Below are 26,120 nucleotides of genomic sequence, written 5' to 3' on the forward strand. Positions count from 1 at the left end.
GTTGAGCAAAAACGCGCCCGGCGTTTTGTCCCGGTCGCGGCAGGCTTTGCACCATGCCATGTTCTGTGCGACCTGAGGCGTCAGCCTCAGGCCGCTGCGCTATCAGAAGTTGATATTGGCGCTGATGCCGCCGACAAAGGCGTCTTTCACTTCGCTTACCGCACCCGGCGCCACGATATACTGCACGTTCGGACGCACCTGCAGCCATTTCGCCAGCTTCACGTTGTAGTAAAGCTCGTAGTTATATTCCGAACCATCCTGAATCGGCAGATAGGTCGGGCTGTTAAAGTCCGTTTCGCCGTTGGCGGCGTTCTGCTGACGCTGCGCGCGGGTGTAGTCGCTGTTAACGTGAATACGCGCCGCGGCAATGCCGATCTCATCTTCAGGACGCGCATCAAACGGCCCCGCCCAGGTAAAGGCGATCGACTGATAGTTGTCGGTCTTCGACGTTTTGTGATCGTTCATCACCGCCTGCACCGACACGCCGATGCCGCGGCTGGCGTCGCCGCCCTGCGCGGTCAGCTGCTGCTGTAACAGCACGTAGCCGCCGTAGGCGTGATCTTTATCCTGATAGGCACCGTCGCGCCAGCTGCCGTAAACGTCGCCGTTGGCGGACGAATAGTAGTAGCCGATGCGGTAGTTACCCGGCAGTTTATCCGGGCCCAGCGTCGGCTTCCAGCCCAGTTCCACCGGCACCAGGTTGCCCTCGGAGTTGCTGGTATCGAGACGGAAACCGTCGCCGCGATCGTAGTTAGCGCGGTTCTGGTTATAGAAGCCGACCTGGAAGAAGACTTCCGGCGTGATATTGAGCTTCACGCGGCCGCCCCACTGCGATACCGGCCAGTTAAACCAGCGGTCGCCGCGCCAGTTACCCGCCTGGCCGCTGCCGAACGCCAGGTTCTGGAACTTGCTGTCGAAGTTATCGAAATCTTCGCCCACGGTCACGCGACCCGCTTTCAGGTTGACGACGTCGTCAAACAACCCTTTGCTCAGCCAGAACTGCGTCAGACGCCAGGTCTGCCCGCGTCCGTACACTTCCTGCACCGAAGAGAGCATGCCGGTGCGACGATCGGCCACCTGATCGGAAATATTACGCCCGTCGCGGTTGGTGATGGTCGCCTGGAACTGCGTATCCTGCCAGCCCAGCAGCTTTTCCAGATCGAGATTGGCACCGAACGCCCACTGATCGCTGTAGCGCATAGAGGTGTTAGTATCGGCGCCGCCGCCGAGGTTCGATGCGCTTTCCATGGTGTAATTAACGTCAAATTTAACGCCGTCATTTTCCAGCTGCGTTCGCGAACCGCCCCAGTCGCCGAACATATAAGGCGAGTCATAGCTGAAAGCGTCTGCGGCCACAGCAGAGGCGCTCAGCATGGCAAACATCAGGGAGCCGGCCGCCACTCGGCGCAGCGGGAAGCGTTGCACTGCTTTATTTGTGTTCATAATCGTTCTTCTTATCTGGATGGAGGTTATTTCCACGCAGAGAATAGTGCTGCAAAAAGTTCAACTTTTGTAAAAATGTGCGCACGAATAGGCAAAGAGACAGTTTCTTCAAACAATTGTGAAGGGGATCGCTGAACAGAAACGCGGCTGAAATTAACGCACTATATGGCACGCAAATTAAAGACGAGGCGCTAACGCCCCGTCTGGCGGGATTAGCGGCTGGCCTGGGTCAGCTTTTCACTCTCTTCCGGCGTCAGGCGCAGCTGCCTTGCGCCGATCAGATCGTCGAGCTGAGCGAGCGACGTTGCGCTGACAATCGGCGCGGTAATGCTGGGTCGGGCAATCTGCCACGCCAGCGCCACCTGGGTCGGGGTCACGCCGCGCGTCAGGGCGATCTCATCCAGCGCCGCCAGGATCTTCAGGCCGCGCGGATTGAGATACTTCTCCACCACGCCCTGCCCGCGCGCGCTTTTGCTGGCGTCCGCCGCGCTGCGATATTTGCCGCTCAGGAATCCGCTCGCCAGCGAATAGTAGTTAATCACCCCCAGCCCATGCCGGGTCGCCACCGCCTCCAGCCCCGACTCGTAGCCTTCGCGATCGTAAAGGTTGTACTCGGGCTGCAGGGTGGCGTAGTGCGCCAGGCCCTGCTCCTCGCTGATCTTCAGCGCCTCCTGCAGGCGCGGCGCGCTGTAGTTGGAGGCACCAATGGCGCGCACCTTGCCCTCTTTGATCAGCGAATCAAACGCCGCGAGGGTTTCCGCCAGCGGCGTATCGGTATCGTCACGGTGCGCCTGATAGAGATCGATATAGTCGGTTTGCAGACGGCGCAGCGAATCCTCTACCGCCTGACGAATATACTGCGGCTTCAGGCCGGTTTTCTCCGGCGAAAGCGCCATGCCGACCTTGGTCGCCAGCACGATGCGGTCGCGTTTGCCGCTCTTTTTCAGCCAGTTGCCGATAATGGTCTCAGACTCGCCGCCTTTATTGCCCGGCGCCCAGCGCGAGTAGACGTCGGCGGTATCGATAAACCACAGCCCTTTCTCCACCAGCGCATCGAGCAAGGAAAAAGAGTTCGCCTCATCCAGCGTCCAGCCGAAGACGTTGCCGCCGAAGGTCAGCAGCGGCACCTGAATACCGGTATCGCCGAGCTGGCGGGTTTCAACCTGACTCATCATTTTCTCCTTCTGTAAGAAATGCCCTGCTTAACAGCATAGCAAAAGCAAAAACCACTCCTTATGCGTAATTCCTCGATAAGTTTGTTCTGACAGGGATACTTACGTCGGTCTGACAGATATCCTTAATTCCTTCAACTTCTGCCCGCGTTGCGGGTCTACACTCTGCTATTTGCAGGCTGCCGCGTTTCAGCCTGCGTTTTGGGGATTTCGACACTGCTGGAGAGCAACCGATAAGATGAACCGACCTTCCTTGTTGAAAAAGAGCCTGCTGCTGCTGGCCCTGCTGGCTGCCGCCGCAGGCGGCTACTACTGGTGGCACCATCCGGCGCAGCCTGACGCCGACCCTCAGGCGTCAACCCGACCGCAGCGCGGCAAAGGGGGCGCAGGCGCCCCGCCGGCCCCGGTGCAGGCCGCCACCGCCGTCAGCCAGAGCGTGCCGCACTTTTTAAGCGGGCTCGGCACCGTCACCGCCGCCAGCACCGTGACGGTGCGCAGCCGCGTCGATGGCGAGCTGATGGCGATCCATTTTCAGGAAGGCGAGCAGGTCAAAGCGGGCCAGCTGCTGGCGGAGATCGATCCCCGGCCTTATCAGGTAGCGTTAACTCAGGCGCAGGGCCAGCTGGCGAAAGATCAGGCGACGCTGGCGAACGCCCGCCGCGACCTGGCGCGCTTTGAAAAGCTGGCGAAAACCTCGCTGGTGTCGCAGCAGGAGCTGGATACCCAGCGTTCGCTGGTGAGCGAAACCCTAGGCACCATTAAGGCGGACGAAGGCAGCGTCGCCAGCGCCCAGCTCAATCTGACCTACAGCCGCATTACGTCGCCGATAGCGGGTCGCGTCGGCCTGAAGCAGGTGGATGTCGGTAACTACATCACCAGCGGCGATACCAACGGTCTGGTGGTGATCACCCAGACCCATCCCATCGACGTGCTCTTCAGCCTGGCGGAAAATTATCTGCCCGAGATTATGCAGGCGCAGAAAAGCGGCCAGCCGCTGGTGGTCGAGGCCTGGGATCGCAGCAACCAGACGCTGCTGACCCAGGGCGCGCTGCTCAGCATCGACAACCAGATCGACGCCACCACCGGCACCATCAAGATGAAGGCGCGCTTCGACAATCAGGATGACAAACTCTTTCCTAACCAGTTCGTTAACGCGCGGCTGAAGGTCAATACCCTGCAGGACGCCATCGTTATTCCGACCGCCGCGCTGCAGATGGGCAATGAAGGCTACTTTGTCTGGGTGGTGAACAGCGACAATAAGGTGAGCAAGAAAAGCGTCACCCCTGGCCTGCAGGACAGCCATCAGGTGGTGATTAACGCCGGCCTGAGCGCGGGCGAACGCGTGGTCACCGACGGGCTGGATCGCCTGACGGAAGGGGCGAAAGTTGAGGTCGTTGCGCCGCAGAGCACCGCGTTGAAAAGTAGCCGCGCGGCGCAACCGGCAAAAGGAGCGCGCGAGTAATGCAGGTTACGCCTCCTGACGCCAGCGGCGGACCGTCGCGTCAGTTTATTTTACGTCCGGTCGCCACCACGCTGCTGATGATCGCTATTCTGCTGGCGGGCATCCTCGGCTACCGTTTTCTGCCGGTTTCGGCGCTGCCGGAAGTGGACTATCCAACCATCCAGGTGGTGACGCTCTATCCCGGCGCCAGCCCGGACGTCACCACCTCCGCCATTACCGCGCCGCTTGAGCGCCAGTTCGGCCAGATGTCAGGGCTAAAGCAGATGGCGTCGCAAAGCTCCGGCGGCGCATCGGTGATTACCCTGCAGTTCCAGCTCACGCTGCCGCTCGACGTTGCCGAGCAGGAAGTGCAGGCCGCCATTAACGCCGCCACCAGCCTGCTGCCTAATGACCTGCCTAACCCGCCGGTCTACAGCAAGGTCAATCCCGCCGATCCGCCGATTATGACGCTGGCGGTCACCACCAGCAGCATGCCGCTGACCCAGGTGCAGGATATGGTGGAGACGCGCGTTGCGCAGAAGATCTCTCAGGTTTCCGGCGTCGGGCTGGTGACGCTCTCCGGCGGTCAACGCCCGGCGGTGCGCGTGCAGATGAACGCCCAGGCGCTGGCGGCGCTCGGCCTCAGCAGCGAAGAGGTGCGCACCGCTATCAGCAGCGCCAACGTCAACTCGGCGAAAGGCAGCCTCGACGGCCCGGAGCGCTCGATTACCCTTTCCGCCAACGACCAGATGAAGTCGGCGGAGGATTACCGTCAGCTGATTGTCAGCTATAAAAATGGCGCGCCGGTCCGGCTCGGCGATGTTGCCACTATCGAACAGGGGGCGGAAAACCGCTGGCTCGGCGCCTGGGCGAACCGCGAGGCCGCCATCGTGCTTAACGTGCAGCGCCAGCCGGGCGCCAATATTATCGCCACCGCCGACAGTATCCGCGCGCTGCTGCCGTCGCTCACCGCCGCGCTGCCGAAGTCGGTAAAGGTGCAGATGCTGACCGATCGCACCACCAATATTCGCGCCTCGGTCACCGATACCCAGCATGAGCTGATGCTGGCGATCGGCCTGGTGGTGATGATTATCTACCTGTTCCTGCGCAACGTGCCGGCGACAATCATTCCCGCCGTCGCCGTGCCGCTGTCGCTGGTTGGCACCTTCGCCGCCATGTACTTCCTCGGCTTCTCTATCAATAACCTGACGCTGATGGCGCTGACGATCGCCACCGGCTTTGTGGTGGACGACGCCATCGTAGTGATTGAAAACATCACCCGCTATCTGGAGAAGGGGGAAAAACCGCTTACTGCCGCGCTCAAGGGCGCAGGCGAAATCGGCTTCACCATTATCTCGCTCACCTTTTCGCTGATCGCGGTGCTGATCCCGCTGCTGTTTATGGGCGACGTGATCGGCCGCCTGTTCCGCGAGTTCGCCGTGACGCTGGCGGTGGCGATCCTGATCTCCGCCGTGGTCTCGCTGACGCTGACGCCGATGATGTGCGCGCGCATGCTCAGCGCCGAGTCGCTGCGCAAGCAGAACCGTTTTTCGCGCGCCAGCGAAGCCTTTTTTGAGCGGGTCATCGCCGGATATGGCCGCTGGCTGCGCAAGGTGCTGGCGCATCCCTGGCTGACGCTGTCGGTGGCGCTCGGCACGCTGCTGTTGACCGTGCTGCTGTGGATCGTGATTCCGAAAGGCTTTTTCCCGCAGCAGGATAACTCGATTATTCAGGGCACGCTGCAGGCGCCGCAGAGCGCCTCGTACGCCAGCATGGCGGCGCGCACGCGCGACGTCGCCTCGCTAATCGTGAAGGATCCGGCGGTGCAGAGCATCACCTCTTTCGTGGGGGTCGACGGCACCAACGCCGCTCTCAACAGCGCGCGTCTGCAGATCAACCTGAAGCCGCTGAGCGAGCGCGATGACCGCATTCCGCAGGTGCAGCAGCGGCTGCAGCAGCAGATCAGCCAGCTTCCCGGCGTTACGCTGTGGCTGCAGCCGGTGCAGGATCTCACCATTGATACCCAGGCGAGCCGCACCCCCTATCAGTTCACGCTGCAGTCCGGCTCGCTGGAATCGCTTGGCACCTGGGTGCCCAAACTGCTGGAGGCGCTGCGCCAGTCGCCTGAACTGCGCGACATCAGCAGCGACTGGCAGGATCAGGGGCTGGAGGCGTACGTCAATGTCGATCGCGACAGCGCCAGCCGCCTCGGCATCAGCATGGCCGACGTCGATAACGCGCTCTATAACGCCTTTGGCCAGCGCCTGATCTCCACCATCTACACCCAGGCGAACCAGTATCGCGTGGTGCTGGAGCAGGATAACCGCACCACGCCCGGCCTGGCGGGCCTGGAGGGGATCCGGCTGACCAGCGCCGACGGCGGCAGCGTGCCGCTCAGCGCCATTGCCAGCGTTGAGCAGCGCCACAGCGCGCTAAGCATTAACCATCTCGATCAGTTCCCGTCGGCGACCTTCTCTTTTAACGTCGCCGACGGCTATTCGCTGGGCGACGCGGTGAAAGCGGTCAGCGCGGCGGAAGCGCGGCTCGGCATGCCTTCCGAACTGATGACCCAGTTCCAGGGCAGCACCCTGGCGTTCGAGGCGGCGCTCACCAGCACCGTCTGGCTGATCGTCGCGGCCATCGTGGCGATGTATATCGTGCTCGGCGTGCTCTATGAGAGCTTTATTCATCCCATCACTATTTTGTCGACGCTGCCCACCGCCGGCGTCGGCGCGCTGCTGGCGCTGATAGTGAGCGGCGGCGAGCTGGATATTGTCGCCATTATCGGCATTATTCTGCTGATCGGCATCGTGAAGAAGAACGCCATTATGATGATCGACTTTGCGCTGGCCGCCGAGCGCGAACAGGGGATGACGCCCTATGACGCCATCTTCCAGGCGTGCCTGCTGCGCTTCCGTCCGATCCTGATGACCACGCTGGCGGCGCTGCTGGGCGCGCTGCCGCTGATGCTCAGTACCGGCGTCGGTGCGGAGCTGCGCCACCCGCTCGGCATCGCCATGGTGGGCGGGCTGATCCTGAGCCAGGTGCTGACGCTGTTTACCACGCCGGTGATCTATCTGCTGTTCGATCGCCTCGGCCGCGCCGCGCGCCGCCGCTTTCACGGCCGGGAGGCGCAGCAGTGAGGTTCTTCGCGCTGTTTATCCATCGTCCGGTAGCGACGACGCTGCTCACCATCGCCATTGCGCTGGCGGGCGCGCTCGGCTTTCGCCTGCTGCCGGTCGCCCCGCTGCCGCAGGTCGACTTTCCGGTAATTGTGATTTCCGCCTCGCTGCCGGGCGCCTCGCCGGAGATTATGGCCTCGTCGGTGGCGACGCCGCTGGAGCGTTCGCTGGGCCGCATCGCCGGGGTCAGCGAAATGACCTCCACCAGCTCGCTCGGCAGCACGCGCATTATCCTGGTGCTCGATTTTGACCGCGATATCAACGGCGCGGCGCGCGACGTGCAGGCGGCCATCAACGCGGCGCAAAGCCTGCTGCCGACCGGGATGCCGAGCCGCCCTACCTGGCGCAAGGTCAATCCCTCGGACGCGCCGATTATGATCATGACGCTAACCTCGGATATCTATAATCCCGGCCAGCTCTACGACTACGCCTCGACCCAGCTGGCGCAGAAGCTGTCGCAGATCGAAGGCGTCGGCGACGTCACCGTCGGCGGCAGTTCGCTGCCTGCGGTGCGCGTCGCGCTGAATCCGCAGGCGCTGTTTAATCAGGGCGTCTCGCTGGACGCGGTGCGCGAGGCGATCGCCAACGCCAACCAGCGGCGTCCGCAGGGCGCGGTAGAGGATGGCCAGCAGCGCTGGCAGCTGCGCACCAACGACGAGCTGAAAAGCGCCAGCGACTATGCGCCGCTGGTGGTGCACTACAGCAACGGCGCGGCGGTGAAGCTGGCCGACGTCGCCAGCGTGCAGGACTCGGTGCAGGACGTGCGCAACGCCGGGATGGCGGACGGCAAGCCCGCGGTGCTGCTGCTGGTGCGTAAAACGCCGGAGGCAAACGTGATCGATACCGTCGATCGCATTCGCGCCGAGCTGCCGACGCTGCATCAGACCATCCCCGCCGCTATCGACCTGCAGATTGCGCAGGACCGCTCGCCCACCATTCGCGCCTCGCTGCATGAGGTAGAGCAGTCGCTGACCATCGCCGTGGTGCTGGTGATTATGGTGGTGTTTGTTTTCCTGCGCTCCGGTCGCGCTACGCTGATCCCCGCCGCTGCCGTGCCGGTGTCGCTGATCGGCACCTTCGCCGCGATGTACCTGTGCGGCTTTAGCCTGAATAACCTGTCGCTCATGGCGCTGACCATCGCCACCGGTTTCGTGGTGGATGACGCCATCGTGGTGCTGGAGAATATCGCGCGCCACGTCGAGGCGGGCATGAAGCCGCTACAGGCGGCGCTGACCGGCGTGCGCGAGGTGGGCTTTACCGTGCTGTCGATGAGCCTGTCGCTGATCGCCGTCTTTTTGCCGCTGCTGATGATCGGCGGGCTGATTGGCCGCTTCTTCTCTGAATTCGCCATTACGCTGTCGGTGGCGATCGCCATCTCGATGGTGATCTCCCTGACCCTGACGCCGATGATGTGCGCCTATTTGCTGAAGCCGCATGCGCCGCGCGCCCAGCCGCGCCGCCGCGGCGCAGGCCGGATGCTGCTGGCGATCCAGCAGGGTTATGGCCGCTCGCTGGGCTGGGTGCTGAATCATGCGCGCTGGGTGCTGCTGCTGCTTTTTGGCACCGTCGCCCTGACCGTCTGGCTCTTTATTCAGGTGCCGAAAACCTTTATGCCGGAGCAGGATACCGGCCGCCTGATGGGCTTTATTTCCGCCGACCAGAGTATCTCTTTTCAGGCGATGCGCCAGAAGCTGCAGGATTTTATGGTGATCGTGAAGGCCGATCCGGCGGTCGAGAGCGTGGTGGGCTTTACCGGCGGCATGCGCACCAACAGCGGCTCGATGTTTATTTCGCTAAAGCCGCTCTCCGAGCGCAGCGAAAACGCCCAGGCGGTCATCGCCCGGCTGCGCACGAAGCTGGCGAAAGAGCCTGGCGCCAGTCTCTACCTCAACGCGGTGCAGGATCTGCGCGCCGGCGGCCGCGAGGCGAACGCCAGCTATCAGTATTCCCTGCTCTCTGACGATCTCGCCGCGCTGCGCGAGTGGGAGCCGAAAATCCGCCAGGCCTTCTCCGCGCTGCCGCAGCTGGCGGACGTGAACTCCGATCAGCAGGATAAGGGCAGCGAAATGGCGCTGATCTACGATCGCGAAAGCATGTCGCGCCTCGGCATCGACGTCTCTGAGGCAAACGCCCTGCTGAACAACGCCTTCGGCCAGCGGCAGATTTCCACCATCTATCAGCCGCTGAATCAGTACAAGGTGGTGATGGAGGTCGATCCGCGCTACACCCAGGATATCAGCGCGCTGGAGCAGATGTTTGTGATCAACAGCGACGGCAAGGCGATTCCGCTGTCGTGGTTCGCCCGATGGCAGCCCGCCAACGCGCCGCTTTCGGTTAACCATGAGGGGCTCTCCGCCGCCTCGACTATCTCCTTCAACCTGCCGGAGGGCGTTTCGCTGTCGCAGGCGTCTGAGGCGATAGACCGCACCATGACGGCTATCGGCGTGCCCGCCAGCGTGCGCGGCAGCTTCGCCGGCACCGCGCAGGTGTTTGAGCAGTCGCAGGGCAGCCAGATCTGGCTGATGCTCGCCGCCATCGCCGCCGTCTATATTGTGCTGGGCATACTCTATGAGAGCTATGTCCATCCGCTGACCATTCTCTCTACGCTGCCCTCGGCCGGGGTCGGCGCGCTGCTGGCGCTGACGCTGTTCGATACGCCGTTCAGCCTGATCGCCCTTATCGGCATTTTGCTGCTGATCGGCATCGTGAAGAAGAACGCCATTATGATGGTCGACTTTGCGCTGGAGGCGCAGCGCAGCGGCAATCTGAGTGCGCGTGACGCCATTTTCCAGGCCTGCCTGCTGCGCTTTCGCCCGATTCTGATGACCACGCTCGCCGCGCTGTTTGGCGCGCTGCCGCTGGTGATCACCAGCGGCGACGGCGCGGAGCTGCGCCAGCCGCTCGGCATCACCATCGCGGGCGGACTGATTATGAGCCAGCTGTTGACGCTCTATACGACGCCGGTGGTCTATCTCTATATGGATAAGCTGCGGCGCAGGCGCAGCGCAGGCGCACGTACGGCAGAGACTTAAGGGGGAGCAAAGCAATGAACGCCCAAAACGCGACGGTTCGCTGGCAGCTGTGGATTGTCGCCTTCGGTTTCTTTATGCAGACGCTGGACACCACCATCGTCAACACCGCCCTTCCCTCAATGGCGCACGACCTGGGCGTCAGTCCGCTGCATATGCATTCGGTGATCGTCTCCTATCTGCTGACGGTGGCGGTCACGCTGCCGATGAGCGGCTGGCTGGCGGACCGCTTCGGCGTGCGCAATATCTTCTTCAGCGCTATCGTGCTGTTCAGCGTCGGCTCGCTGCTCTGCGCCTTCTCCTCGACGCTCGATCAGCTGGTGATGGCGCGCGTGGTGCAGGGCATCGGCGGCGCGATGATGGTGCCGGTCGGCCGCCTGACCGTAATGAAAATCGTACCGCGCGAGCAGTATATGTCGGCGATGACCTTCGTTACCCTGCCGGGACAGATCGGCCCGCTGGTGGGGCCAGCGCTCGGCGGCGTGCTGGTGGAGTACGCCAGCTGGCACTGGATCTTTCTGATCAATATCCCGGTCGGCATTATCGGCGCTATCGCCACCCTGACGCTGATGCCCAACTACTCGATGCAGACGCGGCGCTTCGATTTCCTCGGCTTTCTGCTGCTGGCCATCGGCATGGCGACGCTGACCCTGGCGCTCGACGGCCGGCGCAGCAGCAATTCGTCGCTGCTGCTGGGCGCGATGATCCTGATCGGCTTCGCTTCGCTGCTCTGTTATCTGCTGCATGCGCGCGGCAACGACAACGCGCTGTTTAGCCTGAAGCTGTTCGACAACCGTCTTTTCTCGATTGGCCTGCTCGGCAGCTTCCTTGGGCGGATTGGCAGCGGTATGCTGCCTTTTATGACGCCGATTTTTTTGCAGGTCGGCATGGGATTTACGCCGTTTCACGCCGGGCTGATGATGATCCCGATGGTGCTTGGCAATATGGGCATCAAACGGGTGGTGGTGCGCATCGTTAATCTGTTCGGCTACCGCAACGCGCTGGTGGGCACCACCCTGGCCCTCGCCGTGGTGGTACTGCTCTTTCCGCTGGTGGCGCTGCTCGGCTGGCTCTGGCTGCTGCCGCTGGTGCTGCTGATGCAGGGCATGGTCAACGCGCTGCGCTTCTCCTCGATGAATACCCTGACGCTGAAAGATCTGCCCGACGAACTCGCCTCCAGCGGCAACAGCCTGCTGTCGATGATAATGCAGCTGTCGATGAGCGTGGGCGTCACCATCGCCGGTCTGCTGCTGGGGGCATTTGGTCAGGATGCGCTGGCCAGCAGCGACCATACCCACAGGCTGTTTATGACCGCCTGGGCCTGCATGGCGCTGATTATCGCCCTGCCCGCGCTGGTGTTCTGGCGCGTGCCGAAGGAAACCAGTAAAAACGTCGATTTGCGACGTCGGAGAAAACCATGAAGTTGCCGTTGCGCCTGGGCATCAGCGCGAAACTCTTTTTAGCCATTTTTTCCACCTGCATGCTGGTGCTGATCACCATGCACTGGGGCGTGCGTCTCAGCTTTGAGCACGGCTTTGTCGACTATATCAAGCGCGGCAACGAGCAGCGGCTCGCCATGCTCGGCGACGCGCTGGCCGATCAGTATGAACAGCACGGCAGCTGGGATTTCCTGCGGCATAACGATCGGCTGGTGTTTACCATACTGCGCTCGCTGGAGCAGAATCCCGACAGCAGCAATCAGCTGCCGCCGCACGGCTGGCGCACCCAGTTCTGGATTATCGACCAGCAGTATAAGGTGCTGGTCGGGCCGCGCGCGCCGGTGCCGCCGGAAGGCTCGCGGCGCAACATCACCACCAGCAACGGCAAAGTGGTCGGCTGGGTGGTCGGCTCGCCGCCCGAGCGGCTGACGCGCAGCACCGATATCAATTTCGATCATCAGCAAAAGCGCACCAGCTGGCTGATTGTCGGCCTGTCGACGCTGCTGGCGGCGCTGGTCACCTGGCTGATGTCGCGCGGCCTGCTGGCGCCGGTCAAACGTCTGGTAGCGGGTACCCATCACCTGGCGGCGGGCAATTTTGCCACGCGCGTCGAGGTGGGCAGCCGCGACGAGCTGGGCCAGCTGGCGCAGGACTTTAACCGCCTCGCCAGCTCGCTGGAGAAAAACGAAAGCATGCGCCGCGCCTTTATGGCCGATATCTCCCACGAGCTGCGCACGCCGCTGGCGATCCTGCGCGGCGAGCTGGAGGCGATGCAGGACGGGGTGCGCAAGCTGACGCCAGCGGCGATCGGCTCGCTGCAGAGCGAGGTTGGCGTGCTCAGCAAGCTGGTGGACGATCTGCATCAGCTGTCGCTCTCCGACGAAGGCGCCCTCGCCTACCGCAAGCAGGCCACCGATCTGGTGCAGCTGCTGGAGGTGACCGCCGGCAGCTTTAACGAACGCTATCGCAGCCACGGTCTGACGCTGACGCTGCAGATGCCCGACGAAGCGCCTTTCTTCGGCGATCCCGATCGCCTGATGCAGCTTTTCACCAACCTGCTGGAGAACAGCCTGCGCTATACCGACGCGCCGGGCCAGGTCGAGGTGCGGCTCTGGTATGAAGCGCCCTGGTGGCAGATGAGCTTTGCCGACAGCGCGCCGGGCGTCGACGCGCAGCAGCAGGCGAAAATCTTTGAGCGCTTTTACCGCACCGAGGGATCGCGCAATCGCGCCAGCGGCGGCTCGGGGCTGGGGCTGGCAATCTGTAAAAATATCGTTGATGCCCACGGCGGCCATATCGCTGCGGAGCACTCTGATTTAGGTGGACTGAAAATCGCGCTACAATTGCGCTATGTTCCCCAGCCGTAACTGACGATGATCCCCGAAAAAACCGACCCGCTGATTCTGGTAGTGGAAGATGAGCCGAAGCTGGCGCAGCTGATGATCGACTATCTGGAAGCCTCTAACTACCGCACGCACCATATCGCCCACGGCAGCGAGGTGCTGCCTTTCGTCCAGCAGACGCCGCCCGATTTGATGCTGCTGGATCTGATGCTGCCCGGCAAAGACGGGCTTTCGCTGTGCCGCGAAATCCGTCGCTTCTCGGAGCTGCCGATCATTATGGTCACGGCGCGCACCGAAGAGATCGATCGCCTGCTTGGCCTGGAGATTGGCGCGGATGACTATATCTGTAAGCCCTTCAGCCCGCGCGAAGTGGTGGCGCGCGTAAAAACCATTCTGCGCCGCGTGAAGCGCGCGCCGGAAGAGTCTGGCAAGGCGTCGCCGCTGAAAATCGACGAAGGCCGCTTCCAGGCGAGCTGGCGCGAACAGCCGCTGGAGCTGACCCCCGCCGAATTCCGGCTGCTGAAAACCCTGGCGCTGGAGCCGGGTAAAGTCTTTTCGCGCGAGCAGCTGCTGAACCATCTCTATGACGACTACCGCGTCGTCACCGATCGCACCATCGACAGCCATATCAAAAATCTGCGGCGCAAGCTGGAGAATCTCGACGCCGACCAGCCGTTTATCCGCGCCGTTTACGGCATGGGCTATCGCTGGGAAGCGGATCTGTGCCAGTTGATCTAGATCAATTAGCTGGCGCGCTGCGCCGCCTACAATTCTGCACCTTTTGCCGGGCCGCCAGTATCGCGGCCGCGGCACGTGCCGCGCCAGGCGGCATGCTGACCTGACATCAGTGAGAACACCATGAAACCAGAACTGCTTTCTCCAGCGGGAACGCTGAAGAATATGCGCTACGCCTTCGCCTACGGCGCCGACGCGGTCTATGCCGGCCAGCCGCGCTACAGCCTGCGCGTGCGCAATAACGAATTCACCCATGAGAACCTCGCCAAAGGCATTGCCGAAGCGCACGCGCTGGGCAAGAAGTTCTATGTGGTGGTGAATATCGCCCCCCATAACGCCAAGCTGAAGACCTTTATTCGCGACCTGACGCCGGTGGTGGAGATGCAGCCCGACGCGCTGATCATGTCCGATCCCGGTTTGATTATGCTGGTGCGCGAAGCCTTTCCGCAGATGGCGATCCATCTTTCGGTGCAGGCCAATGCGGTCAACTGGGCGACGGTGAAGTTCTGGCAGCAGATGGGGCTGACGCGCGTGATCCTGTCGCGCGAGCTGTCGCTGGAGGAGATCGAGGAGATCCGCCAGCAGGTGCCAACGATGGAGCTTGAGATCTTTGTGCACGGCGCGCTCTGCATGGCCTACTCCGGCCGCTGCCTGCTCTCCGGCTATATGAACAAGCGCGATCCCAATCAGGGCACCTGCACCAACGCCTGCCGCTGGGAATATAAAGTCGAGGAAGGCAGGCAGGACGAGGTGGGCAATATCGTCGAGGTGCAGGCGATCACGCCGACGCTGGGGCTTGGCCAGCCGACCGATAAGCTCTTTCTGCTGGAAGAGAAGATGAAGCCGGGCGAGGTAATGAGCGCCTTTGAAGATGAGCACGGCACCTACATTATGAACTCAAAGGATCTGCGCGCCGTGGCGCACGTTGAGCGCCTGAGCAAGATGGGCGTTCATTCGCTGAAGATCGAAGGCCGCACCAAATCATTCTACTACTGCGCGCGTACGGCGCAGGTTTATCGCCGCGCTATCGACGACGCCGCGGCCGGAAAACCCTTCGACCCCGCGCTGCTGACCACGCTGGAGGGTCTGGCGCATCGCGGCTACACCGAGGGTTTTCTCCGCCGCCACACCCACGACAGCTATCAAAACTACGCGCAGGGCTATTCGATTTCCGAGCGGCAGCAGTTCGTGGGCGAATTTACCGGCGAGCGGCGCGGCGACTGGGCGGAGGTGGCAGTGAAGAATAAGTTCCTGCTCGGCGACAGCCTGGAGATTATGACGCCGGGCGGCAACCTGAACTGCACGCTGGAGGCGCTGCAGGACGCGCGCGGCGGCGCTATCGAGGTGGCACCCGGCGACGGCCATCGCGTCTGGATGCCGGTGCCCGCAGAGGTTGAGCTCGCCTTTGGCTTGCTGCTGCGCAACTTTACCGACGGCAGCACCACGCGCGATCCCCATAGCAAATAAGTCAGATTCTGCAAGTAAAAAAGGGAAGTTAGAACAGGATCACAGACGGTCGCAGCGCGCTCCTTTATAGTTGCGCCTGCTGCTAACGAGTAACAACTAATAGCTGTTGTATCAGGAACCACCTCATTCACCCGCCCGGCTCCCCCGTGCGGGTTTTCTTTTTTCCGCTTTTCTCCCGTAAATTTTCCCCCCTGACTATGCTATAAGCAGAAATCTTTGTAGGTTTTCAAGGAACGGACAATGGAACAAAAACCGCTGACTCTACTTATTCTTAATGGCAAAGGCGCGGGCAACGAGGATTTGCGCGCGGCCGTCACCACGCTGCGCGATGAAGGCTTTGACGTCGCCGTGCGCGTGACCTGGGAGAAAGGCGACGGCGAACGCTACGTCGAGGAGGCGCTGCAGCTGGGCGCCGAGACCGTGGTTGCCGGCGGCGGCGACGGCACCATTAACGAGATTGCCACTGCGCTGGCGGCCGTTGACGCCGCGCGTCGGCCGGTGCTCGGCATTCTTCCTCTCGGCACCGCCAATGACTTTGCCACCAGCGTCGGCATTCCCGTCGAGATGGAGCCTGCGCTGCGCCTGGCGGTGCAGGGCAAAGCCCACGTTATCGATCTGGCGCGGGTTAATCAGGATCGCTATTTCATTAATATGGCCACCGGCGGCTTCGGCACCCGTATCACCACCGAAACGCCGGAGAAGCTGAAGTCGGCACTGGGCGGCGTCTCCTACTTTATTCACGGTCTGATGCGTATGGATACGCTAAAGCCAGACAGCTGTGAGATTTCCGGGCCAGGCTTTCAGTGGCAGGGTGACGCGCTGGCAATCGGCGTCGGCAACGGCCGCCAGGCGGGCGGCGGGCAGCGCCTGTGTCCCTCGGCGCTGATCAATGATGGCCAGCTCGATCTGAGCATCGTTACCGCGCAGGAGCTGTTGCCTACCCTGCTGCACTCGCTGACCAGCAACGATGAAAACCCGAATATTGTCACCGCGAAGCTGACCTCGCTGCGCATCGTTTCCCCCAACGAGATGACCTTCAATCTGGATGGCGAACCGCTTTCCGGCCGCGAGTTTGAGATTGAGGTGATGCCCGGCGCGCTGAGCTGTCGCCTGCCGCCACAGTGCGCGTTGCTGGCTTAAGGTCACGTTTCGGGCAGTAAAACAGGCGTTTACGCGGGCAGACTGGCCCGCGTAATGATCTTTATCCGGCCGGTAAAACAAACCCTATCCCCTGACCTCAGACAGGGGGCAAATTCTCTCTGTGATTGCCTTCACAACTCCGCGCGACCAACTTGTATGGTAGTATAAATGCGCGTACTTTTTCAGCATTGATTGCTGAAAGAAGGCCACGAGAGATGAAAATTGTTAACGCCGAAGTCTTTGTCACCTGCGCCGGCAGAAACTTCGTTACCCTGAAAATCACCACCGATGAGGGTCTGACCGGCCTCGGTGACGCCACCCTCAACGGCCGCGAACTGCCGGTCGCCTCCTACCTGAAAGATCATATCTGCCCGCAGCTGATCGGCCGCGACGCGCATCAGATCGAAGATATCTGGCAATATTTCTATAAGGGCGCCTACTGGCGTCGCGGGCCGGTGACGATGTCAGCCATCTCCGCGGTCGATACGGCGCTGTGGGATATCAAAAGCAAAGCCGCAAATATGCCGCTCTATCAGCTGCTGGGCGGCGCGTCGCGCACCGGCGTTATGGTCTATTGCCACACCACCGGCCATACCATCGACGAAGTGATGGATGACTACGCGAAGCACAAAGAGATGGGCTTTAAAGCGATCCGCGCCCAGTGCGGCGTGCCGGGCATGAAAACCACCTACGGCATGGCGAAAGGCAAAGGCTTGGCCTATGAGCCGGCGACCAAGGGCAGCTGGCCGGAAGAGCAGCTCTGGTCAACGGAGAAATACCTCGACTTTACGCCGAAGCTGTTCGAAGCGATCCGCGACAGGTTCGGCTTCAACGAGCATCTGCTGCACGATATGCATCACCGCCTGACGCCGATTGAAGCGGCGCGCTTCGGCAAGAGCGTCGAGGATTACCGCCTGTTCTGGATGGAAGATCCGACGCCTGCGGAAAACCAGGCGTGCTTCCGCCTGATCCGTCAGCATACCGTGACGCCGATTGCGGTCGGCGAGGTGTTTAACAGCATCTGGGACTGCAAACAGCTGATTGAAGAGCAGCTGATCGACTATATCCGCACCACTATCACCCACGCCGGCGGCATCACCGGGATGCGCCGCATTGCCGATTTCGCCTCGCTCTATCAGGTGCGTACCGGCTCACACGGCCCGTCAGATCTTTCGCCGATCTGCATGGCGGCGGCGCTGCACTTTGACCTCTGGGTGCCGAACTTCGGCGTGCAGGAGTATATGGGCTTCTCCGAGCAGATGATGGAGCTGTTTGACGCCAGCTGGCGTTTCGAGGATGGCTTTATGCATCCGGGCGACAAGCCGGGCCTGGGCATCGGATTCAACGAGAAGCTGGCGGCAAAATATCCCTACGAACCCGCCTGTCTGCCGGTGGCCCGTCTGGAAGATGGCACGCTGTGGAACTGGTAAGGAGCGCATCATGAAAAGTGTCGTGATTGAACAACCGGGCGAACTGCTGCTGGCGGATCGCCCGCTGCCGACGCCTGCGGCGGGCGAGGTGCGCGTAAAGGTGAAATACGCCAGCATCTGCGGCTCCGACGTGCATATCTGGCACGGCCACAACCCTTTCGCCCAATACCCGCGCGTTATCGGCCACGAGTTTTTCGGCGTAATTGACGCGGTCGGCGACGAAGTGGACGCGCGCCGCATCGGCGAACGGGTGGCGGTCGATCCCGTCGTCAGCTGCGGCCGCTGCTATCCCTGCTCGGTGGGCCGCCCTAACGTCTGCACCACGCTCAGCGTTATCGGCGTACACCGCGACGGCGGCTTTAGCGAATATGCGGTCGCACCCGCCGGCAATGCTTACCGGCTGCCTGAGACCATCCCGGACCAGCTGGCCAGCCTGGTGGAGCCTTTCACCATCGCGGCCAATATCACCGCCTTCTTGAAGCCGCAGCCGCAGGATGTGGCGCTGATCTACGGCGCCGGGCCGATGGGCCTGACGGCGATTCAGGTGCTAAAGGGGGTTTATCAGGTGGCGCAGGTGCTGGTGGTAGATCGCCTGCCGGAACGGCTTGAGCTGGCGAAAGCCAGCGGCGCGGATCGGGTGTTTAACAACGCAGGGATACCGCTGGCGGCGCAGCTGGAGGGGGTGCAGCCGACGCTGATTATCGACGCCGCCTGTCATCCCGCTATTCTGGCGGAAGCGGCGGCGCTCGCCTCGCCCGCTGCGCGTATCGGACTGCTCGGCTTCTCTGGCGAGCCGTGCAGCATTACCCAGCAGAGCCTGACCAGTAAAGAGTTGTCGCTGTTTACCTCCCGCCTCAACAGTCACCGTTTCCCGCAGGTGATTGAATGGATGGCGCAGGGACTTATCCAGCCGGAGAAACTGGTTACCCACTACTTTCCGCTCGCCGAAATCGAACGCGCGATGACGCTGTTTGAAAAAGACCCCCGCACCTGCTGCAAGGTTGTGCTGGCCATGTAGCTGTTGCCCTGCCCTCACCGGGGATTCAGCCGGCGGCGCGCTGCCGGCGTAATATCACTATAAAAAAGCGTTGGAGCCACTATGTTTAAAAATCTGCGCTGGACAATCGTACTGCTGCTTTTCCTTGTTTACATGATCAATTATCTCGATCGTGTCGCCCTCTCGCTTACCCTGCCGCTGGTAGAAAAAGATCTGGCGATTAATGCCGAACAGTTCGGCATGATCTTCGGCAGCTTCTTCTTCGGCTACGCTCTGTTTAACTTCGTCGGCGGCGTCGCCACAGACCGCTTTGGCCCGAAAATCGTGCTCGCCATCGCGGTCGGCATGTGGTCGCTGTTCTGCGGTATGACCGCGCTGGCGACCGGCTTCTGGTCGATGCTGATCCTGCGCGTGCTGTTCGGCATGGCAGAAGGCCCTATTTGCGCCTCGGCCAACAAAGCGATTAACGGCTGGTTCCCGAAAAAGCAGGCGGCGACCGCGATGGGTCTGCTGAGCGCCGGCTCGCCGCTGGGCGGCGCGGTTGCTGGTCCGATTATCGGCTATCTCGCCCTCGCCTTTGGCTGGCGTCCCGCCTTTGTGATCATCTGCCTGATTGGCCTGGTATGGATGGCGATCTGGCTGTTCGTTTCGGCGGACAACCCGGCGAAAAGCCGCCACGTTTCCGCCGAGGAGCGCGCGCTGGTCGACCAGCTAAAAGCCGAGCAGCCGGGCGAAGAGGCGGATCTGGCGCAGGCGTCGCACGGTTTTGGCTACTATCTGCGCCAGCCAGTTATCCTGGTCACCGCCTTCGCCTTCTTCTGCTACAACTATATTCTGTTCTTCTTCCTGAGCTGGTTCCCCGCCTATCTGGTGCAGGCGCACGGCCTGGATATCAAATCAATGTCCATCACCACCATGATCCCCTGGATTGTCGGCTTTGTCGGCCTCGCGCTCGGCGGCTGGATCTCAGACAAGATCTTCAATATTACCGGCAGGTTACTGCTCTCGCGTAAAATTGTGCTGGTGGTCTCACTGTTTGCCGCCGCCGTTTGTGTGGCGCTGGCGGGTACGGTAAAAGAGGTCAATTCTGCGGTAATGATGATGTCGATCTCCATCTTCTTCCTCTACATCACCGGGGCTATCTACTGGGCGATTATTCAGGACGTGGTGCACAAGAGCCGCGTCGGCAGCATCAGTGGCTTTATCCATCTGGTGGGCAGCCTGTCGGGCATCATCGGCCCGATCGTCACCGGCTTTATCGTGCAGCATACCGGCAAGTTTGACAGCGCCTTTGTGCTGGCAGGCGGCGTCGCTGCCGTCGGCGCCTTCCTGGTGCTGTTCGTTATCCGCAGCCCGAAAGTGAATAAGAAGCCGGTTTCGGTGTAAACAGATCGACATGACTGAATCCCGGGGCGCAGGACGCCCCGTTTGCCATAAGGACGAACTATGTTAGAGATTGATCGCCTCCCCGCCGACGTGCAGCGCCCGCGCTACGACCGCCGCAAGCTAAAAACCCGCATGGTGCATATCGGCTTCGGTGCTTTTCACCGCGCCCATCAGGCGCTGTGCAGCGACAAGCTGGCGGAACAGGGCAGCGACTGGGGCTATTGCGAAGTTAACCTCAACAGCGGCGAGCTGATCCAGGCGCTGCGCCAGCAGGATCACCTGTACAGCCTGACGGAGATGGCTGACGACTCGCTCACGACGCGGATTATCGGCGTCGTGACCTCGGCGCTGCACGGTAAAGGCGACGGCATTGAGGCGGTGATCGCCGCCATGAGCCAGCCAGACGTGGCGATTGTTTCAATGACCGTTACTGAGAAAGGCTACTGCCATCATCCCGCCAGCGGCGACCTTAACCCGGATCATCCCGATATTGTGCACGACCTGGCCCATCCCGATGCGCCGCGCTCGCTGCCGGGCCTGATTCTGGCGGCGATCCGCCGCCGCCGCGACGCGGGCCTGCCGCCGTTTAGCGTCATGTCCTGCGACAATATGCCGGAAAACGGCCACGTCACGCGCAACGTGATTGTGCAGCTGGCGCAGCGGCAGGATAGCGCGCTGGCGGACTATATTCAGCAGCATGTCACCTTCCCTTCGACTATGGTGGACCGCATTGTTCCGGCGATGACCGATGCCGCATTTGCCCGCCTTGCCGAACGTCTCGGCTCCAGCGATCCGGTGGCGGTTGGGGCTGAGCCTTTTTTCCAGTGGGTTATCGAGGATAACTTTGCGAGCGGTCGCCCCGCCTGGGAAGAGGCCGGCGCGGAGCTGGTGCAGGACGTACTGCCGTTCGAAGAGATGAAGCTGCGTATGCTGAACGGCAGCCACTCGTTTCTGGCCTATCTCGGCTTCCTCGCCGGCTATGAGCACATCAGCGACTGCATGGCGGACGCCAGCCTGCGCACCGCCGCGCGCAGGCTGATGCTTGAGCAGCAGGCGCCGACGCTGCGCACCCAGGGCGTCGATTTAACCGCCTATGCCGATTCGCTGATTGCGCGCTATGAAAACCGCGCCATTAAGCATCGTACATACCAGATCGCCACCGACGGCACGCAAAAGCTGCCGCAGCGCCTGCTCGACAGCGTGCGCTGGCACCTGAACAACGGCAGCAACTGCGACCTGCTGCTGCTGGGCGTCGCGGGCTGGATGCGCTATGTGGGCGGCGTGGATGAGCAAGGCGCGCCGATCGAGATCCGCGATCCGCTGAAGGCGGAACTGGCGGAGCGCGTGGCCGCCAGCGCCGAAGGCGAAGCGCGCGTGAAGGCGCTGCTGGGGATGAAGGCGGTCTTCGGCGAGGATCTGGCGCAGAATACGGCGGTGGTCGCGACGCTGACGCGCTTCTGGCTGCAGTTGCGCGAGCATGGCGCGCGCGCCACGGTGGCGCAGGTGGTCGCTTCGCTGTAATTGTTCAGTAGCAAAAGCGCTGGCGCAGTCGCAGCGCGCTGATTAGACTGACACTTTCCCAACGGGCTGGCTCAGGCCAGCCGTAATACGGATATGCCGCATGTCAATCGCCTATACCATCACCACCAGCGAACCGGTTAACCAGCAGATTTATCGTTATCTGCGTAAGGATATCGTGACCTGCGTCATTCAGCCGGGTTCGCTGCTGTCAGAAAAAGAAGTGTCCGCCCGGTTTAACGTGTCGCGTCAGCCGGTGCGCGAAGCCTTTATCAAGCTGGCGGAAGCGGGTCTGGTGCAGGTGCTGCCGCAGCGCGGCACCTTCGTGCGCAAAATCTCCGCGCGTCGCGTCGCGGACGGTCGGTTTATTCGCGAAGCGGTAGAGGTGTCGGTGGTGCGGCGCGCGGCGCTGGAAATTGAGCCGGCGGCGCTGATGGCGCTGGAGCACAACCTTCAGCTGCAGAAGATGGCCGCCGATCGCCATGACAGCCAGGCCTTTCTCAGCCTCGACGATGAGTTTCACCGCCTGATTGCCGAGAGCATCAACTGCCTGCTGGCGTGGGAAACGGTGGAGAATATCAAAGCGGCGATGGACCGCGTGCGCTTTCTGACGCTGAGCGAGGTCTCACCGCCGGACAGCCTGATTGAGCAGCACGAAGAGATTTTATCGGCGCTAAAGAACCACGACGCCGACGCCGCCGAAGCGGCGATGCGCCGCCATCTGCAGGAGATGATTTTCTCTATTACGCCGATCGCCGAGCGCAACAGCGAGTGGTTTGAGGCGCTGTAAGGGCGGCAGGCCTGCCGCCCTCTCTTTCCTACCACCAGCGATGAAAATGGTGTACCGGCCCAATTCCACTGCCCACCTCCAGCGTATCGGCCTGCAGTAACGCCTGCTGCAGCCAGCCTTTCGCCTCGCGCAGCGTTGACTCCCAGCTGTCATGACGCGGGCGCAGCGCCGCCAGCGCGGCGGAGAGCGAACAGCCGGTGCCGTGGGTATGGCGCGTATTAACGCGCGGCGCGGTAAAGCGCTCTGCGCCGTCGCGGGTGATCAGCCAGTCCGGGCTTTCGCTGTCGCTGAGGTGGCCCCCTTTCATCAGCACCGCCTGGCAGCCCAGCGCCATCAGGGCTTCGCCCTGATCCAGCATCGCCTCTTCGCTGCGCGCCGGCGCGCACTCAAGCAGCGCCGCCGCCTCCGGCAGATTGGGGGTGATTAACGACACCTGCGGCAGCAGCCGCTCGCGCACGCTGGCGATGGCGCCAGGCGAGAGCAAGGGATCGCCGCTTTTCGCCACCATCACCGTATCCAGCACCACGAAAGGGATAGCGGCGCGTTCCAGCTTCTCCGCCACGATCTGCACGATAGCGGTTTCCGCGAGCATACCGATTTTCGCCGTGTCGATGCGCACGTCGCTGAGCACGGAATCGAGCTGCGCCCCCACAAAGTCTGGCTCAATACGATACACCGACTGCACGCCGCAGGTGTTCTGTGCCACCAGCGCGGTAATCACGCTGGTCCCGTAAGCGCCGAGGGCGGAAAAGGCTTTCAGATCGGCCTGAATACCGGCGCCGCCGCTGGGATCGGTGCCGGCAATGGTTAACGCGTTGATACGCTTCATGCGCGCGCCTCCTGTGCCTGCTGCCACAGGGCGTCGATAAACAGCGTGGCGAAGCTACCGGGGGCGCCGGTCTGCGCGGCGGCGCGTTCCCCCGCCAGCGCCATCACGCGGCAGGCGCTGGCGATATTGCTTAGCCGTTCGCCGGGCAGGCTGCAAAAGGCGGCCACCACGGCGGAGAGCGCGCAGCCGGTGCCGACCACGCGCGTCATCAGCGCGCTGCCGCCGGGCACGCTGAGCGTCTCAACGCCGTCGGTGACGTAATCGACCTCGCCGCTGATCGCCACCAGCGTCTGATGCCGCTGTGCCAGTTCGCGCGCCGCCTCAAGCGCCGCTTCCGCCTGATGCTGCGTATCCACGCCACGTCCACCGCCCCCCTGCTGCGCCAGCGCGAGAATTTCAGACGCGTTGCCGCGCACGGCGGCAGGCCGCAGCGGAAGGAGCTGCTGGCAGAACGCCGTGCGCAGAGTCAGCGCACCGACCGCCACCGGGTCGAGCACCCAGGGTTTTTGCGCCGCGTTGGCCGCCTGCGCCGCCGCCAGCATGGCGTCGCGGCGATCGCGGGTCAGCGTGCCGACATTGATCAGCAGGGCATCGGCCACGGCAGCGAACTGCGCGGCTTCATCGGGATCGATCACCATGGCGGGCGAGGCGTTAAGCGCCAGCAAAACGTTGGCGGTGATGTTCTGTACGACATCGTTAGTCATGCAGTGCACCAGCGGCTGGCGCTGGACGAAGCGGGCGAGTACAGGCGCGAAATGCGCGTCGGAAAAGCGTTGAGGTTGGCGGATCATTATAACTCCCAACCGGCGAGCAAGAAGGCGAATGCGGTCAGGCATCTGACTTCCCTACGCTGGCATTATCCAGATCAGGTAATACGGGTATTTCTCAGCCTTCACGCAGAAGGGCACCCCGAGTCATTAAAGTAAATCTCTCATTACTTTTCACCAGCATACGGGAAGTGTCGCTTGCAAAGCAAGCTGGCCTATCTACATTCGCCTTCTTGATCGCCGGGAACGGATAAAGCTTAAATACCTCACCTTTGACCTCACAATTTACCCCACCTTTGACCTCACCTAGGCATTATCCAAAAGATTAAGTAATTGAGCCAATGTGCCGATTAATAAAGATGCCTGGTTGACAGGCTACCTGATGCAAGCCCCTACCGAACGTGAGTTTGGAAAAAGAAATAAAAAGGAAGTTAAAGTTTTTCTGGGGCGTGACGATAGTAGGTATGACGGCGCTGAAGCCGAAGGGGTTTAAGCCCAAACCTTAACCAAATGATTTGATTAATAGGAACTTTTACCATGGCTCAAGTAATTAACACCAACAGCCTCTCGCTGATCACTCAGAACAACATCAACAAGAACCAGTCTGCTCTGTCTACCTCTATCGAGCGTCTGTCTTCTGGTCTTCGTATCAACAGCGCGAAAGATGACGCTGCTGGTCAGGCAATTGCCAACCGCTTTACATCTAACATTAACGGCCTGACTCAGGCTGCCCGTAATGCTAACGACGGTATTTCACTGGCGCAGACCACTGAAGGATCGCTGTCAGAAATTAACAACAACTTACAGCGTATCCGTGAACTGACTGTTCAAGCGCAAAACGGCACCAACTCTGATTCTGACCTGTCATCAATCCAGGACGAAATCACTTCACGCCTGGCTGAAATTGATCGTGTTTCTGATCAGACCCAGTTTAACGGTGTGAAAGTTCTCTCGACTAATCAGTCTATGAAAATTCAGGTTGGCGCTAATGATGGACAAACTATCAGCATCGACCTGAGCAAAATTAACAGTGATACATTAGGTCTGAAAGATTTCAATGTAGCCAGCGGCTACTCGAATGCTGAAGCAGGCACCTTAAAAGATTCTAACGATGTTGCTGTATCAAGCAGTAATATTAAGGATTCAGACGGAAACAGCGTGACCCTGCTGAAGTATAAATCAGGTGGTGCTGACGCTTATGCCGTTAAAGATTCAGATACCGGCAAATACATGAAGGTAGACCTTTCCACTGATGTTACGGTCACCGACGCCGATGGAAGCACCCCTGCATCAGCAGTCATTACTCTCGGCACTGATGAGGTTGATGATAATGATGTGGTCCAAACCACTGACCCGTTAGCCGCACTGGATGAGGCAATCTCTCAGGTTGATGATTTCCGTTCCAGCCTGGGTGCGGTGCAGAACCGTCTGGATTCAGCGGTCACTAACCTGAACAACACTACTACTAACCTGTCTGAAGCACAGTCCCGTATTCAGGATGCTGACTACGCTACTGAAGTTTCAAACATGTCTAAAGCACAGATCATCCAGCAGGCGGGTAACTCAGTGTTGGCTAAAGCTAACCAAGTTCCGCAGCAGGTATTGTCTCTGCTTCAGGGCTAATAGCTCAAGGCTCCCCCGCATTTGCGGGGGGCTTTATTTTCAACCGTAAAAGCATTGCCATTACAGTGTGTTTACTGATGAAATACCCCCAATTTTAAGTCTACTTTTAGGTTGCATAGTTGTCGAAATGATCAGGCGTCAAGCATACAAGTTTCAATTGAAACCAACTCCAGAACAGATTGCTTCTATGAAGTCATTCGCTGGTGCTTGTCGTTTTGTCTACAATCGTGCTCTAACTATGCAAAGCGACATCTGGCGAAATGGTGATTGAAGTGGTTTACTGAATTTGGCCACCTGAACAGAGGTGATATGCTCACCTCAGAACATTACAGGTGCCTCAATGAAAAAAAGAAATTTCAGCGCAGAGTTTAAACGCGAATCCGCTCAGT

Annotated in this window: 20 protein-coding genes and 1 riboswitch; of the genes, 16 read left to right on the forward strand and 4 right to left on the reverse strand. The window is 60.9% G+C overall.

What is annotated here, in order from left to right; all coding sequences use genetic code 11:
• Nucleotides 1–102: 102 nt before the first annotated feature.
• Both MHZ97_RS07175 and MHZ97_RS07180 read right to left on the reverse strand, forming a co-directional pair.
• Complete coding sequence (locus MHZ97_RS07175; protein ID WP_103794068.1) at nt 103–1,443, reverse strand: carbohydrate porin; 1,341 nt, start codon at nt 1,441–1,443, stop codon at nt 103–105.
• A 212-nt stretch (nt 1,444–1,655) separates the two neighbouring features.
• Entirely contained in the window at nt 1,656–2,615 is a 960-nt protein-coding gene (locus MHZ97_RS07180) for an aldo/keto reductase (protein WP_239313773.1), read from the reverse strand.
• A 238-nt stretch (nt 2,616–2,853) separates the two neighbouring features.
• Here MHZ97_RS07180 and MHZ97_RS07185 point away from each other — a divergent pair, with 238 nt between their 5' ends.
• The 13 genes from MHZ97_RS07185 (at nt 2,854) to MHZ97_RS07245 (ending at nt 22,512) form a co-directional block, all read left to right on the forward strand.
• A complete protein-coding gene (locus MHZ97_RS07185; RefSeq protein WP_239313770.1) occupies nt 2,854–4,077 on the forward strand; it encodes an MdtA/MuxA family multidrug efflux RND transporter periplasmic adaptor subunit in 1,224 nt (407 codons plus the stop codon).
• Nucleotides 4,077–7,199 (forward strand): MdtB/MuxB family multidrug efflux RND transporter permease subunit, encoded by a 3,123-nt coding sequence (locus MHZ97_RS07190; RefSeq protein ID WP_103794071.1) that lies wholly within the window; start codon nt 4,077–4,079, stop codon nt 7,197–7,199. Before MHZ97_RS07185 ends, MHZ97_RS07190 begins: the two co-directional genes overlap by 1 nt.
• The gene (gene mdtC, locus MHZ97_RS07195) at nt 7,196–10,270 is read left to right on the forward strand and encodes a multidrug efflux RND transporter permease subunit MdtC (RefSeq protein ID WP_103794072.1); all 3,075 of its coding nucleotides are present in this window, start codon (nt 7,196–7,198) and stop codon (nt 10,268–10,270) included. The genes MHZ97_RS07190 and mdtC overlap by 4 nt, the downstream gene beginning before the upstream one ends.
• Before the next feature lie 14 nt (nt 10,271–10,284).
• Nucleotides 10,285–11,688 carry a multidrug transporter subunit MdtD gene (gene mdtD, locus MHZ97_RS07200; protein ID WP_103794073.1) on the forward strand — a complete coding sequence of 468 codons (1,404 nt, stop codon included), beginning with the start codon at nt 10,285–10,287 and terminating at the stop codon, nt 11,686–11,688.
• Nucleotides 11,685–13,073, forward strand: a complete 1,389-nt coding sequence (gene baeS / locus MHZ97_RS07205; RefSeq protein ID WP_239313767.1) for a two-component system sensor histidine kinase BaeS — start codon at nt 11,685–11,687, stop codon at nt 13,071–13,073. The genes mdtD and baeS overlap by 4 nt, the downstream gene beginning before the upstream one ends.
• 6 nt (nt 13,074–13,079) lie before the next feature.
• Nucleotides 13,080–13,787, forward strand: a complete 708-nt coding sequence (baeR, locus tag MHZ97_RS07210; RefSeq protein ID WP_103794075.1) for a two-component system response regulator BaeR — start codon at nt 13,080–13,082, stop codon at nt 13,785–13,787.
• Between the two features lie 120 nt (nt 13,788–13,907).
• The gene (yegQ, locus tag MHZ97_RS07215) at nt 13,908–15,251 is read left to right on the forward strand and encodes a tRNA 5-hydroxyuridine modification protein YegQ (RefSeq protein ID WP_103794076.1); all 1,344 of its coding nucleotides are present in this window, start codon (nt 13,908–13,910) and stop codon (nt 15,249–15,251) included.
• Nucleotides 15,252–15,491: 240 nt separating this feature from the next.
• The gene (yegS, locus tag MHZ97_RS07220; protein ID WP_103794077.1) at nt 15,492–16,391 is read left to right on the forward strand and encodes a lipid kinase YegS; all 900 of its coding nucleotides are present in this window, start codon (nt 15,492–15,494) and stop codon (nt 16,389–16,391) included.
• Between the two features lie 215 nt (nt 16,392–16,606).
• Complete coding sequence (gene manD / locus MHZ97_RS07225) at nt 16,607–17,821, forward strand: D-mannonate dehydratase ManD (RefSeq protein WP_239313764.1); 1,215 nt, start codon at nt 16,607–16,609, stop codon at nt 17,819–17,821.
• A gap of 10 nt (nt 17,822–17,831) precedes the next feature.
• On the forward strand, nt 17,832–18,839 hold the full coding sequence (locus MHZ97_RS07230) for a Zn-dependent oxidoreductase (RefSeq protein ID WP_239313761.1): 1,008 nt from the start codon (nt 17,832–17,834) through the stop codon (nt 18,837–18,839).
• Between the two features lie 81 nt (nt 18,840–18,920).
• On the forward strand, nt 18,921–20,204 hold the full coding sequence (locus MHZ97_RS07235) for an MFS transporter (RefSeq protein WP_239313758.1): 1,284 nt from the start codon (nt 18,921–18,923) through the stop codon (nt 20,202–20,204).
• A gap of 60 nt (nt 20,205–20,264) precedes the next feature.
• Nucleotides 20,265–21,725: a mannitol dehydrogenase family protein gene (locus MHZ97_RS07240; RefSeq protein ID WP_239313740.1), complete on the forward strand. Its 1,461-nt coding sequence runs from the start codon at nt 20,265–20,267 to the stop codon at nt 21,723–21,725.
• Between the two features lie 100 nt (nt 21,726–21,825).
• Nucleotides 21,826–22,512 (forward strand): GntR family transcriptional regulator, encoded by a 687-nt coding sequence (locus MHZ97_RS07245; protein WP_103794082.1) that lies wholly within the window; start codon nt 21,826–21,828, stop codon nt 22,510–22,512.
• Between the two features lie 28 nt (nt 22,513–22,540).
• Here MHZ97_RS07245 and thiD read toward each other — a convergent pair whose 3' ends face one another.
• Nucleotides 22,541–23,341, reverse strand: coding sequence for a bifunctional hydroxymethylpyrimidine kinase/phosphomethylpyrimidine kinase (gene thiD, locus MHZ97_RS07250; protein ID WP_239313737.1), 801 nt, complete (start codon nt 23,339–23,341; stop codon nt 22,541–22,543).
• Nucleotides 23,338–24,132 carry a hydroxyethylthiazole kinase gene (thiM, locus tag MHZ97_RS07255; RefSeq protein ID WP_239313734.1) on the reverse strand — a complete coding sequence of 265 codons (795 nt, stop codon included), beginning with the start codon at nt 24,130–24,132 and terminating at the stop codon, nt 23,338–23,340. Before thiM ends, thiD begins: the two co-directional genes overlap by 4 nt.
• A 34-nt stretch (nt 24,133–24,166) precedes the next feature.
• Nucleotides 24,167–24,263, reverse strand: a riboswitch (TPP riboswitch).
• Nucleotides 24,264–24,451: 188 nt separating this feature from the next.
• On the opposite strand from thiM, the gene MHZ97_RS07260 reads away from it, so the two are divergent.
• The 3 genes from MHZ97_RS07260 to MHZ97_RS22415 all read left to right on the forward strand — a co-directional run bounded on the left by MHZ97_RS07260 (nt 24,452) and on the right by MHZ97_RS22415 (nt 26,002).
• Nucleotides 24,452–24,601: a hypothetical protein gene (locus MHZ97_RS07260; protein WP_239313731.1), complete on the forward strand. Its 150-nt coding sequence runs from the start codon at nt 24,452–24,454 to the stop codon at nt 24,599–24,601.
• A gap of 44 nt (nt 24,602–24,645) precedes the next feature.
• On the forward strand, nt 24,646–25,731 hold the full coding sequence (locus MHZ97_RS07265) for a FliC/FljB family flagellin (protein ID WP_239313728.1): 1,086 nt from the start codon (nt 24,646–24,648) through the stop codon (nt 25,729–25,731).
• Nucleotides 25,732–25,858: 127 nt separating this feature from the next.
• On the forward strand, nt 25,859–26,002 hold the full coding sequence (locus MHZ97_RS22415; RefSeq protein ID WP_375337765.1) for a helix-turn-helix domain-containing protein: 144 nt from the start codon (nt 25,859–25,861) through the stop codon (nt 26,000–26,002).
• Nucleotides 26,003–26,120 lie beyond the last annotated feature (118 nt).

The sequence above is a fragment of the Pantoea sp. ACRSC genome (assembly GCF_022346785.1).
GTDB lineage: Bacteria > Pseudomonadota > Gammaproteobacteria > Enterobacterales > Enterobacteriaceae > Pantoea > Pantoea alvi.